10 protein-coding genes are annotated in these 13,164 nt (G+C 36.1%); 5 read left to right on the forward strand and 5 right to left on the reverse strand.

Annotation, left to right across the window (positions count from 1 at the left end):
* Positions 1-8: 8 nt before the first annotated feature.
* The gene (locus ACRHOC_RS10660; protein WP_431158623.1) at positions 9-377 is read left to right on the forward strand and encodes a hypothetical protein; all 369 of its coding nucleotides are present in this window, start codon (positions 9-11) and stop codon (positions 375-377) included.
* Here ACRHOC_RS10660 and ACRHOC_RS10665 read toward each other — a convergent pair.
* The 4 genes from ACRHOC_RS10665 to ACRHOC_RS10680 all read right to left on the reverse strand — a co-directional run bounded on the left by ACRHOC_RS10665 (position 374) and on the right by ACRHOC_RS10680 (position 5,686).
* A complete protein-coding gene (locus tag ACRHOC_RS10665) occupies positions 374-1,711 on the reverse strand; it encodes a fibronectin type III domain-containing protein (protein ID WP_431158624.1) in 1,338 nt (445 codons plus the stop codon). The genes ACRHOC_RS10660 and ACRHOC_RS10665 overlap by 4 nt on opposite strands.
* Before the next feature lie 46 nt (positions 1,712-1,757).
* Positions 1,758-2,975 (reverse strand): GTP-binding protein, encoded by a 1,218-nt coding sequence (locus ACRHOC_RS10670; protein WP_431158625.1) that lies wholly within the window; start codon positions 2,973-2,975, stop codon positions 1,758-1,760.
* 103 nt (positions 2,976-3,078) lie between these two features.
* The gene (locus ACRHOC_RS10675) at positions 3,079-4,542 is read right to left on the reverse strand and encodes a magnesium chelatase (RefSeq protein ID WP_431158867.1); all 1,464 of its coding nucleotides are present in this window, start codon (positions 4,540-4,542) and stop codon (positions 3,079-3,081) included.
* Between the two features lies 1 nt (position 4,543).
* Positions 4,544-5,686 carry a vWA domain-containing protein gene (locus ACRHOC_RS10680; protein WP_431158626.1) on the reverse strand — a complete coding sequence of 381 codons (1,143 nt, stop codon included), beginning with the start codon at positions 5,684-5,686 and terminating at the stop codon, positions 4,544-4,546.
* Positions 5,687-5,776: 90 nt separating this feature from the next.
* On the opposite strand from ACRHOC_RS10680, the gene ACRHOC_RS10685 reads away from it, so the two are divergent.
* Both ACRHOC_RS10685 and ACRHOC_RS10690 read left to right on the forward strand, forming a co-directional pair.
* A complete protein-coding gene (locus tag ACRHOC_RS10685; RefSeq protein WP_431158627.1) occupies positions 5,777-6,370 on the forward strand; it encodes a hypothetical protein in 594 nt (197 codons plus the stop codon).
* Between the two features lie 78 nt (positions 6,371-6,448).
* Complete coding sequence (locus ACRHOC_RS10690) at positions 6,449-9,664, forward strand: WD40/YVTN/BNR-like repeat-containing protein (RefSeq protein WP_431158628.1); 3,216 nt, start codon at positions 6,449-6,451, stop codon at positions 9,662-9,664.
* A gap of 77 nt (positions 9,665-9,741) precedes the next feature.
* Here ACRHOC_RS10690 and ACRHOC_RS10695 read toward each other — a convergent pair whose 3' ends face one another.
* Entirely contained in the window at positions 9,742-10,419 is a 678-nt protein-coding gene (locus ACRHOC_RS10695) for a Crp/Fnr family transcriptional regulator (protein WP_431158629.1), read from the reverse strand.
* A 109-nt stretch (positions 10,420-10,528) separates the two neighbouring features.
* Here ACRHOC_RS10695 and ACRHOC_RS10700 point away from each other — a divergent pair, with 109 nt between their 5' ends.
* Together ACRHOC_RS10700 and ccoS are read left to right on the forward strand one after the other, a co-directional pair.
* Complete coding sequence (locus tag ACRHOC_RS10700) at positions 10,529-12,904, forward strand: heavy metal translocating P-type ATPase (protein WP_431158630.1); 2,376 nt, start codon at positions 10,529-10,531, stop codon at positions 12,902-12,904.
* A gap of 74 nt (positions 12,905-12,978) precedes the next feature.
* Entirely contained in the window at positions 12,979-13,164 is a 186-nt protein-coding gene (gene ccoS, locus ACRHOC_RS10705; protein ID WP_431158631.1) for a cbb3-type cytochrome oxidase assembly protein CcoS, read from the forward strand.

The raw sequence follows: 13,164 nt of genomic DNA on the forward strand, positions 1-13,164 counted from the left end.
CATAAATCATGAAAACTATAAGTCTATTACTATGTATGGTATTATTTATACCAACTCAAGATGAGAATACTACAGAACAACTTAAAGGTGAATGGTCTATTGACTTAAGACCTACTCCAAGTAGCCCAGAATACTATCAATCAATGGAAATCTCCTTTGTTAATAATAAAACCTTCGAAGGATCTTTCTACAACAGCGAAATAAAGGCGGCTCTGCTGAATAAAAACTGGAATAAAATTTACTTTTCATTTATTACCTCAGATGCAAGCCATAATTATTACCATTCAGGTTATCTTGAAAATGGAAAACTATACGGAATATCGTATTGTCCAGGTCGAAAATTTACGGCGCCATGGACAGCTAAAAAAACAAATTAATTTTGCTGGAGCTGTTTTTTCCCGGTTTTGAAATTCTTGGTAATTACAGCACGATCGTATTCTTCACCTAAAACAGTATAAGCCACATATGTGAGGGTATTATCGTCTATCGTTATCACCTGATAAAATTGAGTTTGCTCTGCTGTTTTGTCAGATTCGTAACCATCTTCAACATAGAGTTTCATTTGTTCTTTGTCTAGTCCATATTGTTTTGGACCGCTTACTGAAGTCACATAAACTGTTGTAATATCATTTAGATTATCTGAATCACTAGCTCGTTGCGGTACATGCCCACGTGCGTAGGTATGGTCGTGACCATTCAAAACAAGGTCCACGTTATATTTATCTAAAATAGGTTTCCAAGTTTTTCGAGCAAACTGGAAATCGCGTCCTTTAGCAGGAGAAAATATAGAATGATGACAGGTAATAATATTCCATTTTGCCTTGGAACTTTTAAGTTGCGCTTCTAAGTATTGTGTTTGTTCTTCCAATTTGTCATTCGAATTCAAAACTATAATTCTAATGTCTTGGTAATCCACCGTGTATACCGTTTCGTGTAAGGTTTCATTGAGTTGTTTCTCAATGGGTAAAGTAAATTGCGGACGCCATTGTATGGCCAATTCTCTTGATTCACCTTTTACTTTTGGTCTAAACTCATGATTTCCAACCACAGGAATGGCTGTCCATTGACTGTGAATAAATCCTCCTGCTTTGTACCATTCTGCCCACTCGTAATCACGATGCGCATTATTTATTAAATCTCCTGCATGAATTACAAATGATGCATTAGGAGCGGTTTGATATGCCATTCTGATGACACGAGACCAATGGTCTAAAACCTCATTTTGGGCATCACCAAAGTAAACAAATTCGGTTGGTGCATATGCTGTCTTAGCAGTTCTAAATTGAATCCACTCCGACCAAAAATTATCACCGTCACCTACACGATAAACATAGAGTTGATCTGGTTTTAATTTTTTAAACACCACACTGTGATAATGAACAGTTAATGAGGCATTTGCCTTGTACATACCCAGATCAAAAATCTCAGTCTTAGCTTCAATAGTTTCGACATTATCCGTAAAGCCTGAATTCACAGTAGTTTCTGCAATTTGAGCATATGCTGTCGCGATATCGGTACTGGTTCTCCATGTAACAGCTCTACTCGTCGCAGGATTATCATAGAATGTCAACATAATTCTGTCAGGATCTTTACTTGGTATTTCCCAATGGTGTAATCCTAAATGATCGTGTTGTGCAGACACTTCAGAATTAAAGGTGTATATAATACAAGTGAAAAAAAGTAGTAGTGCGCTCTTGGTTCTTATATACATAATGAAATAGTTAGGTGATATAAATATATGCGAAAAACGCTTAGGTTTATTCAATAGCATAGGCACGTTCTACTGGCCAAGAATCTTCATAACCTTCCTCCCATCGATGCGATTTAATTTCATCATCTGTAGCTAAACAACTATCGAGATGAGATCTTATTAGGGCTTCATCCATATCCTGCCCAATAAAAACAATCTCGTTTTTTCGATCCCCAAATGTCGTATCCCAATCTTTTTCAATATGCTCCTGATTTTCCACAAAAGCGTATTGTTGTATTCTACTTTCAAAAGGCATACTACTCCACCAAACTCCTGCACTATCTGCCTTTAATGAGCCTCCTGCTTGTCCCCAAATTAAAGCTTGGTCTGGACGTGAAGCCAACCAAAACAATCCCTTACTTCTTATAATAGACAACGGAAATCCTTGTTGTATATAATTCATAAAACGAACAGGGTCAAATGGCTTTTTTGTTCTATAAACAAAAGAAGAAATACCATACTCTTCTGTTTCTGGAGTGTGTTCCTCCTTATTCAGTTCTTCAATCCATCCTGCACTTTGCTCGGCCTCCTCAAAATCAAATAACCCAGTATTTAGAATTCTACTTGGATCTACTTTACTATAACTAGACTCAATAATCTGAGCAGATGGGTTTAATTTGTTTATAGTTGCTTTTAAGACACCAACGTGATCTTTGGTAACTAAATCTGTCTTATTAAGAATAATTACGTTGGCAAATTCTATCTGATCAGTCAATAGATTTACTATGGTTCTGTAATCATTTTCGATATCTGTTAAATCTCTATCTACCAGCAATTCAGGACTACCAAAGTCCTTAAAGAAATTAAAAGCATCTACGACAGTAACCATGGTATCTACATAGCTAAAGCGTGATAGATCAATGTCATTTTCCTCATCGACGAATGAAAAAGTTTGTGCTACTGGAATCGGTTCACTAATCCCTGTACTCTCTATAAGTAAATAATCAAATCTATTTTCCTTTGCAAGACGTTCAACCTCAACCATGAGATCCTCACGTAGCGTACAACAAATACAACCATTACTCATTTCCACAAGCTTCTCCTCTGTACGCGAAAGCGTATTCTCGCTTTTAACAAGTGCTGCATCAACATTTACCTCACTCATATCATTAACAATTACAGCCACCTTAAGGCCTTGCTTGTTATGCAGAACATGGTTTAATAAAGTTGTTTTTCCCGCTCCAAGAAAACCACTTAAAACGGTAACCGGCAATTTCTTATCCATTATCTATAGATTTATTCTTTATGTAGAGGACAAATTTAAGTGCAATAAATTACAAATGCAACTAGGTTGCATTTGTAATTTATACTTCTATGTTATAGTCGGACTATAATCCACTAATATAACTCCCATAAGGATCTTGAAACTGGAGCCCTTCGGAGTAACGATACTTACTTAACTTTTTAAATTGAACGAGTCCCCAAAGAATAAATTCCTTTTCAAAATAAATATCCTTAGGGTCAATTTCTGGTTGGTAGTCAGCAATTAAACTATTTAAAGGTGTTACCTCATCTAATTTTTCTTTATAGGTTGCGTCGTCAAAATCATCTAGAAGCTCAAAACCATCACTATTAAAAAACCAAGATATTACATCATCATAAGGGGTTTCATCTTCTTGTTTTTGAAGCTTTTCAATCTTAGGAAAGTATTTTGGGAATAAGGTCTTTATAGCATTATCTAGTAAGTTCTGAGCTACAAAATCCGCACCTTCTTGTTCACCCTCGTATACCAACTCTACCTTTCCAGTTATTGCAGGGATAACACCTATAAAATCAGATAATCTTACTGTTGTCTCATCTTGTCCAGCAATTAATGCGCGACGCTCAGCGGTACTCAATAAATTCTCATAAGCTGTAATGCTCATACGCGCACTCACACCACTTTTTACATCTATAAATTCGCTTTCGCGTGCTTCAAAACTAATTTGCTCAATTAAGTCCTTTGCTAAATCTGGCACATAGATAGAACCTGCTTGTCGAGTATCTAATCGTGCTTCCTGACTGGTAATTGTTTTAGCAATTTCAGTGGTATTAGGATAATGGGTTAAAATCTGCGATCCTATTCTATCCTTTAACGGTGTAACAATACTTCCTCGGTTTGTATAATCTTCTGGATTAGCTGTAAAGATAAATTGTATATCCAAAGCCAATCGTAATTTAAAACCTCGAATCTGCACATCGCCTTCTTGTAAGATGTTGAACAATGCTACTTGAATTCTGGCTTGTAAATCAGGCAACTCATTAATCACAAATATGCAACGATTCGCTCGTGGAATCATCCCGTAATGAATTACACGGTCGTCTGCATAACTCAATTTTAAGTTCGCCGCTTTTATAGGATCTACATCTCCAATAATATCCGCGACGGTAACATCTGGTGTTGCTAATTTCTCAGCAAAACGTTCCTCTCTGTGTAGCCATGCAATTGGCGTATCATCACCTTTCTCCTTTATTAATTCTATCGCATACCTAGAAATAGGTTGTAACGGATCGTCATTAATTTCTGAGCCTTCAACATATGGAATGTACTCATCTAAAAGATTAACCATCATTCGAGCAAGACGTGTTTTTGCCTGACCTCTTAAACCCAACAAATTAATGTTGTGTTTAGAGAGTATTGCACGTTCTAGTTCTGGTATAACCGTATGCTCATACCCATGGATACCTTCAAAAGTTGTTACCTTATTTTTAATATTATGTATTAAGTTATCACGAAGTTCTTCTTTAATAGATTTACTCTGATAACCTGATTGTTTTAGTTCTCCTAAAGTTTTAATCTCTATTCTATTCATCTTATCCTTTAATTCGTCTTTTTCTATTGTTCTCGTAATCTTCAAATATCATTTCCCCTAACCCTTTCAATCCTGTATAAAATGCTTTACCTCTATTTGCTTGGGTAAATTCTCTCACAAAACGCATCAAATAAGGATCCTCCGCAATCATAAATGTCGTAATTGGTATATGAAGTCGTCTTGCTTGTTGTGCCATGGCATAGCATTTATTAGTGATGTAAGGATCTAAACCATTACTATTTTTATAGTATTGTCCGTCTGGCATGCGCAAACAGCTTGGCTTACCATCTGTAATCATAAAAATCTGTTTATTGGTATTACGTTTTCTTCTTAACATGTCCATTGCCAATTGTAATCCTGCAACGGTATTGGTATGGTAAGGTCCAACTTTTAAATACGGTAAATCTTTAATTTTAATTGGCCATGCATCATTTCCAAACACCAATATATCTAAGGTATCTTTAGGGTAACGTGTCATAATCAATTCTGAAAGTGCCATTGCCACTTTTTTAGCAGGCGTGATACGATCTTCACCATATAAAATCATACTATGACTAATATCGATCATAAGCACCGTACTCATCTGGCTCTTATGAAGTGTTTCTTCAACTACCAAATCGTCCTCTGTCAAATTAAAATCACCTAAACCATGATTAATTTGTGCGTTCCTTAAACTTTCAGTCATTGAAACCTTTTCTAAGGCATCTCCAAAATGGTAGGACCTAAATTCTCCTGTATGTTCATCGCCTATACCAACTCCTTTACTTCTGTGATTACCTGCACCACTACGTTTAATTTTTCCAAAGATGTGCTCTAAAGCTTGTTTGCGAATGGCGCGTTCCGTTTTTTCGGTAATCTTCAGTTTGCCTTCACCTTCTCCATCACCTGTGCCGTCAACATCAAACTCTTCTCTTATGTAACCCTTATTCTTAAGATCTTCGATAAAATCATCGATTGTATAATCTGGAGTAGTGAGTTCATATTCTTTATCTAATTGTCGTAACCAGTCAATGGCTTCATCAAAATCTCCTGAAGTATAGGTGATAAGTTCTTTAAAAATTTCAAAAAGCTTATCAAAGGGAGATTGATATGGCGCTTCATATTGTTTAAATACAAAACCCGACTTTTTAATATCCTTCTTCATAGTAGTATAAAAATACTCTATTTAAGCCTGTTGAATTGGGAAAAATAAGATTCTAACATTTTCTTAACTTTACTATCAAATGCCACCACTATGTCGGAAGAAATTGAAGCGCCCAAAAAGCGAATAAAATGGACTACTGATAAAATAATGAGCACCTCTGCCTTATTTATTAGTGTTATATCCTTAATTGCTTTACTCTATCAATCCTATCTCGCACGCGAAGAAAACCGTCTCATACAAAAGCAACAAAGTGCTTCTGTGCTTCCACACCTCAACCAATGGTTTAGTAATAACAGTGGTCAGTTTAAATATATTATTGGTAATAAAGGTGTTGGACCAGCATTTATTGACGAGGTTGAATTGGTACTCGATTCTATACATAAATTTGATAATACAAAAGATCTATTCCGGCATATTTTTAGAAACACACCTGGATTAGATACAATTCCATATCGATACAGCACCTTGGTAAAGGGCTTTGTATTACCTGCCAATGATAAGATTGACATTCTAGAGATTAATAATAGAATGCATATTGGGCCTGCAAGAAGAGCTTTGGCCAAACAGAAAATCACTTATAAAATAATCTATAAGGATGTTTATGGATCTAAGTGGCTTTTGACCAATAATAACCAATCAGGAAATCCAACAAATATTCCTATTGAAATCACTGAGGAGGATTAAGTAATACCTTAACATCTCTTTTAGATTTTCAAAATTTCTTTTCAGTAATTTTAGCCTAAACTTAACTAACCTAATATAATGAGAAGAATATTGTCTTTTGTTATGCTAATCTGCATAGCATTTGTTTCTGCACAAGAATTATCGATGGATATGCTTAAAAATATGGCACCAAGAAATATTGGTCCAGGTGGTATGTCCGGTCGTGTCACAGCGATTGATGTTGTTTTAGACAACCCAGATATTATGTACGTCGGTACAGCCTCGGGTGGGCTATGGAAGTCTACATCAGGCGGTATTAAATGGGATCCCATTTTTGATAATGAACTTACGGCATCAATTGGTGCGGTAGAAATACAACAGTCCAATCCAAGTGTAATTTGGGTCGGAACCGGCGAAGGTAATCCTCGAAACTCACTTAACGGTGGCTATGGTGTTTATAAGTCCTTAGATGGTGGCAAAACATGGAATGCCATGGGATTAGAAAAAACACGTCATATTCATAGAATTATAGTAGATCCAACCAATCCTGATGTGGTTTATGTTGGTGCAATTGGTTCACCTTGGGGCGAGCATCCAGAACGTGGTGTTTTTAAAACGACAGATGGTGGAAAAACTTGGAATAAAATTCTCTTCGCTAATAATAAAACAGGTGTTGCAGATATGGTTATGGATCCTACTAATCCAAACAAACTATTTGTAGCCATGTGGGAACACAAACGTGATCCATGGTTTTTTAAATCAGGCGGTCAAGGTTCTGGATTACATATGACTCACGATGGTGGTAAAACCTGGAAAAAGTTAACCGATGAAGATGGTCTACCAAAAGGCGATCTCGGAAGAATTGGTATTGCCATAGCTCCAGGTAAACCTGATATTGTATATGCCTTAATTGAAGCAAAAAAGAATGCACTTTACAAAAGCACTGATGGCGGATTTAAATGGCAAAAAGTCAATGATAAAAATGATATTGGTAACAGACCATTTTACTATTCTGAAATCTATGTAGATCCACAAAATGAAAATCGTGTTTATTCAGTTTTCACTTATGTCAATGTATCAGAAGATGGAGGTAAAAATTTTAATCAGCTTATGCCAGCTTACGGTGTAAGCAATGGCGTTCATCCAGATCATCATGCATGGTGGATTCATCCTGAAGACGGAAGCTTTATGATTGACGGTAACGATGGTGGAATGAACATCACACGCGATGGTGGTAAAACTTGGCGTTTTATCGGCAATCTTCCTGTGGCACAGTTTTATCATATCGCCGTAGATAACGAATATCCATATAATGTTTATGGAGGTATGCAAGACAATGGATCTTGGCGAGGCCCTGCTTACGTATGGCGTGCGCAAGGCATAAGAAACAGTTATTGGCAAGAAATTAGTTTTGGTGATGGTTTTGATGTGGTTCCAGATCGCGATGATTCTAGATATGGTTGGTCCATGAGTCAACAAGGGTTTGTGAGTCGTTACGATTGGCAAACAGGAAATAATTACTCGGTTAGACCTACTCACCCAGATCCTGAAGTACGATTACGATTTAACTGGAACTCCGCCATTAATATCGATCCTTTTGACAACAGCACCATTTATTTCGGAAGTCAGTTTGTACATAAATCCAAAGACAAGGGTGAAACTTGGACCATAATTTCTCCAGATCTTACCACTAATGATCCAGAAAAACAAAAACAATCCGAAAGTGGTGGTTTAACCATGGATGCTACAGGTGCAGAGAACCACTGTTCTATCTTAGTGATTGAACCTTCTCCTTTGGAAAAAGATATGCTGTGGGCAGGTAGTGATGATGGTCGCGTGCACTACACAACAGATGGTGGAAATTCTTGGACAGATGTATCTAAAAATATTAAAGGTTTACCTGAAGGTAGTTGGATAGCCCAAATTAAAGCCTCAAATAAAAATAAAGGTGAAGCCCTTTTAATTGCTAACGATTATAGACGATTTAATTACACGCCATATGCTTACCGAACTAAGAATTACGGTAAATCGTGGGAGCGTATTGTTGATGAAAATGACGTACAGAGTTACACATTAGCCGTCGTAGAAGATTTAGAAGAACCAAACCTTATGTTTTTAGGTACGGATGATGGCCTTTATGTGTCAATCGATGCAGGTGATAAATGGACCAAATGGACCGAAGGATTCCCTACAACATCAGTAAAAGATTTGGTGATTCATCCTCGTGAGCACGACCTAGTTATAGGCACCTTTGGACGCGCTGCTTGGGTTCTCGATGATATTAGACCATTACGCGAAATGGCAAAAAACAATTCTGTAATGGAGTCCACAATTAATTTATTTGATCCACCGACTGCTTATCAAGCCGCTTATCAGCAACCGACTGGAAGTCGTTTTGGTGCAGATGCCATGTATCATGGTGAAAATCGTGGTGGTGGAGCACGCCTCACCTATCTCTTTAACAAGAAAGAGGCGGTTAAATCCGATATAAAAGAGGATGCTAAAAAAGCTGATAAGAATATCAGTGATAAAAAAGTTTCTGACGATAAAAAGGTAAAGTGGGATTCACTAACATTAAAACTTTATGATGGTGAACGTTTAATAAGAACCTTAAAACGTAAGGCTCCAGAGAAAAATGGAATTCACAAATGGACTTGGTATATGGATGAGGCTGGAGCGGATTACCCATCTCGTCGTAACAGAAGAAGATTTGGTGAACCAGGTGGTGTATCCGTTAAACCTGGATCTTATAGAGCTGTTTTACATTACGGAGATTTAACTTCTGAAACATCTGTAACAGTAGCGTCAGATCCTAGGTTAGATGTATCTACTAAAAACACCAATGAAGTCTATGCCGCAGCAAAAGAACTTGAGAAATTACAACAAACTGCAGCAGATGCTGTAAAGCAACTGACTGAAAGCAAGACCATCGCTGAGAAGTTTAAGAATGACTTGAGCAAACTCGATAAAGATGCCTTCAAAGATCATATTGAAAAATCAGAAAATGTGGTAAAGTCTATTGATAGTTTATTAAATCAGTACTTAGGTAAAATAGACCGTAGACAAGGTATTACGAGAAACCCAGAAGTAACACCATTACAACGCTTAGGAACTGCAAGAAGTTATGTTTATAATAGCCAGACTGGTTTAACTTCAACTGAAACAACACTGATAAAGCATGCTAAAGATGCTTTAGATAAGCTATTTGGCGAAACCAATAATTTCTTTACTGAGGAATGGAAAACCTATAAGGAAGCTATGCAAGCTGTTAAAATGGATCCATTTAAAGAGACGAAACAATTTGGTATAGACTAGAAACCCATATAAATAAAAAACGGCCTAGAATTAATAATTAAAATATTCTAGGCCGTTTTTTTATAAATGAATTTAGATTATTCAATCCATTTTAGGCTTCCGTAATCTTCGATCTTTATTTGTTTGCCACGTGTAGAAATAAGACCCTCTTTTTTAAACTGAGATAAAATTCGAATTGCAGATTCTGTTGCAGTTCCCACTATACTCGCATAATCCTCTCGGGAAATAACAATATTCAGATAATTTTCATCATCTGTCCCAAAATTATCATGAATATACATAAGTATTTCAGCCATGCGTCGCTTAACCGATTTCTGAGCCATATTTACTAAAGACACGTCGGACTCTTTCAAATCATTTGCCATTTTCTTAAGAACATCCATCGTGAACTTTGGATTTTTCTGTAGATCGGCCATGATTTCACTTTTTGGAATAAAACACATCTCCATATCATTTAGTGCAACAGCACTTAAATTGGTCTTTTGTTCAGAAACTAGAGAACGCTTACCAAGTAAACCACCTTTAACCACAAGTTTCACTACTTGATCTTTACCATTCTCACTAAGTTTAGTCAACTTACAAACACCATCTCTCACGCAGTATACGCCATTTAGGGTTTCCCCTTCTTCAAAGATAACCTGACCCTTTTTATAGATCTTACCAGTCTTACAGGCAGAAACGCGCATAAGCTCCTCTCTGGTTAGGGCCTTTAAGGAATTAAATTCTTTTACAATACAAGATTCACATTTACTCATACCGATGGATTTAGTGTCTTACTCAAATATAATAATTACATGACAAATATCATATTTTAAATTATGTCTTAATGTCACCTTTGTTACAGGTAAAAATGAGCAAATAAAAATGGAAAACAACTCTTGTTTTCATTGTGGTGATGATTGTGGTAAACATCCCATATCTTTTCAAGAAAAATCATTCTGTTGTAATGGATGTAAGACCGTATTCGAAATTTTCAATGCCAATGATCTGACCTGTTACTATGATCTGCAACAATCTCCAGGAGCTGTACCCAAAGAGATTGAAGGTAAATACGATTTTCTTACGCAGAATAAAATAATCGAACAGCTCACAGAGTTTCGAAGCGACACTGTCGAAATTGCAACACTTTATATTCCTCATATTCATTGTAGCTCTTGTATTTGGATTTTAGAAAACCTGAACAAGCTCAATGCATACGTTTCCGATTCGCAGGTCAACTTTGGAAAGAAAACGGTTCGTGTAAGTTATAATCCTGAAGAAACCAACCTCAAGGAAATTGTGTTGTTATTAAGCTCTATTGGGTATGAACCCTATATAAGTCTTGAAGATTTTAGCGATGCCAAAAACCATATTAACAGAACACTCATATATAAATTGGGTGTTGCAGGCTTTGCCTTTGGGAATATTATGTTCCTCTCGTTTCCAGAGTATTTTGAAATTAATGAGTTTTGGTTAGAACAATACAAACATATGTTCAGGTGGTTGATGTTTGCTCTAGCTATTCCTGTTGTTTTCTATTCCTCTCAAGATTATTTTATTTCTGCTATAAAAGGGCTTAGAGCAAAGCTTTTAAATATTGACGTCCCAATAGCTTTAGGGATAACCGTTTTGTTTCTAAGAAGCACAATCGAAATTGCATTTGATATTGGCTCGGGCTTTTTTGATAGCCTTTCTGGTCTTGTATTTTTTCTATTAGTTGGAAAGTTCTTTCAGCAAAAGACTTACGACTTTTTATCTTTTGAACGCGATTACAAGTCATACTTTCCGATTGCAATAACTAAAATAAATAAAGAGGGAAATGAAGAAGCCATTCAGGTATATGATATCAAGAAAGGAGATCGACTACTCATTAGGAATGAGGAATTAATTCCTGTTGATGGTATCCTCATAAATGGTAATGCAAAAATCGACTATAGCTTTGTTACTGGCGAGTCGCAAGCCATTAGAAAACATTCAGGTGATAAGTTATTTGCTGGTGGTAAACAAACTGCAGGTGTTATAGAATTAGAAGCTTTAAAATCTGTTGAACAAAGTTATCTCACACAACTTTGGAGTAATGATGTCTTCAATAAGAATAAGGAAGATCAGTTTACAAATATTACCAATACCATAAGTAAACACTTTACAATCGCTATTCTGAGTATTGCCGTAATCGCGACAGGATTTTGGTTATTTAATAACCCGAGTAAAGCGATGAATGTATTTACAGCAGTATTAATCATTGCTTGTCCATGTGCCATTGCATTATCGGCACCCTTTACATTCGGAAACTTATTGCGCATTTTTGGTAAGCTTAAATTCTACATTAAAAATGCTAGTGTTATAGAGCAATTAGCACAGATTGACACCATTATATTTGATAAAACCGGAACCATTACTTCAAATAAAAATAGTAATGCGGTTTATGAAGGTGCAGATTTAACAAGTTCGGAGCATGTCGTATTAAAGAACTCCTTAAGAGGGTCAAATCATCCCTTAAGTCGCACACTATATCATATTCTAGAAGAAAACAATATTGTATCTCTAGATACTTTCCAAGAGCACATCGGTAAAGGTATTGAGGCTAAGTACGATGACATAAGTCTTAAGGTAGGGTCAGCCAGTTTTGTTGGTAATGCTCTAAAAACACAATCCTTAAATACGACTGTACATATTAGCAGTAACGATAACTATAAAGGGAAATTCACCTTTTACAACAGTTATAGAAAAGGGGTCTCTAAACTCTTTAATCAACTAAAGAAAAATTTTGATTTAGTCATTTTATCTGGTGATAATGAAGGTGAACGCCAAAACCTCCAAAAACTACTACCAGCAAAAACTAAACTGATTTTTAACCAAAAACCAGACGACAAATTAGAATTTATAAAATTTCATCAGAGTGAAGGTGCCAAGGTTTTAATGGTTGGTGATGGACTGAATGATGCTGGTGCTTTGGCACAGAGTAATGTAGGTATTGCCATTTCAGAAGATGTGAATGTCTTTTCACCTGCTTGTGACGCTATTTTGGATGCAACAAAGCTTAATGTACTTTCAAGTTTTATCAACGCATCTAAGTCCGGAATTAAAATTATCAAATGGAGTTTTGTACTCTCATTTATATACAATGTCATAGGATTATACTTTGCAGTAACTGGTCAATTAGCTCCAGTGGTCGCTGCCATTCTTATGCCATTAAGTTCTATTAGTATCGTGGTGTTTACCACCATTTGCACCAATATCATAGGACGGAAACTAAAATAAATGTAACCACATGATAAATATCATGTTTTAAAAACAAGTTCAAAATTACTTTTGAACCATAACTTCAAGTAGGTATGAGTGTTATATATATTGTTCTAACAGTAAGCGTCATAGTAGGCATTGCCTTCTTTGTCGTTTTTCTAATGGCTGTAAAATCAGGCCAATATGATGATAGCTATACACCCTCAGTACGTATGCTATTTGAAGACGAACTCGTAATAGAAAAATCAAAAGAATCAATAAAATCAAAAACTGACTAA

It is taken from the genome of Winogradskyella poriferorum, assembly GCF_050618035.1.
GTDB classification, from domain to species: Bacteria; Bacteroidota; Bacteroidia; order Flavobacteriales; family Flavobacteriaceae; genus Winogradskyella; species Winogradskyella poriferorum_A.

Coding starts and splice junctions, on each gene's coding strand:
- ACRHOC_RS10660 (WP_431158623.1), top strand. CDS start 9: ATGAAAACTATAAGTCTATTACTATGTATGGTATTATTTATACCAACT.
- ACRHOC_RS10665 (WP_431158624.1), bottom strand. CDS start 1,711: ATGTATATAAGAACCAAGAGCGCACTACTACTTTTTTTCACTTGTATT.
- ACRHOC_RS10670 (WP_431158625.1), bottom strand. CDS start 2,975: ATGGATAAGAAATTGCCGGTTACCGTTTTAAGTGGTTTTCTTGGAGCG.
- ACRHOC_RS10675 (WP_431158867.1), bottom strand. CDS start 4,542: ATGAATAGAATAGAGATTAAAACTTTAGGAGAACTAAAACAATCAGGT.
- ACRHOC_RS10680 (WP_431158626.1), bottom strand. CDS start 5,686: ATGAAGAAGGATATTAAAAAGTCGGGTTTTGTATTTAAACAATATGAA.
- ACRHOC_RS10685 (WP_431158627.1), top strand. CDS start 5,777: ATGTCGGAAGAAATTGAAGCGCCCAAAAAGCGAATAAAATGGACTACT.
- ACRHOC_RS10690 (WP_431158628.1), top strand. CDS start 6,449: ATGAGAAGAATATTGTCTTTTGTTATGCTAATCTGCATAGCATTTGTT.
- ACRHOC_RS10695 (WP_431158629.1), bottom strand. CDS start 10,419: ATGAGTAAATGTGAATCTTGTATTGTAAAAGAATTTAATTCCTTAAAG.
- ACRHOC_RS10700 (WP_431158630.1), top strand. CDS start 10,529: ATGGAAAACAACTCTTGTTTTCATTGTGGTGATGATTGTGGTAAACAT.
- ccoS (WP_431158631.1), top strand. CDS start 12,979: ATGAGTGTTATATATATTGTTCTAACAGTAAGCGTCATAGTAGGCATT.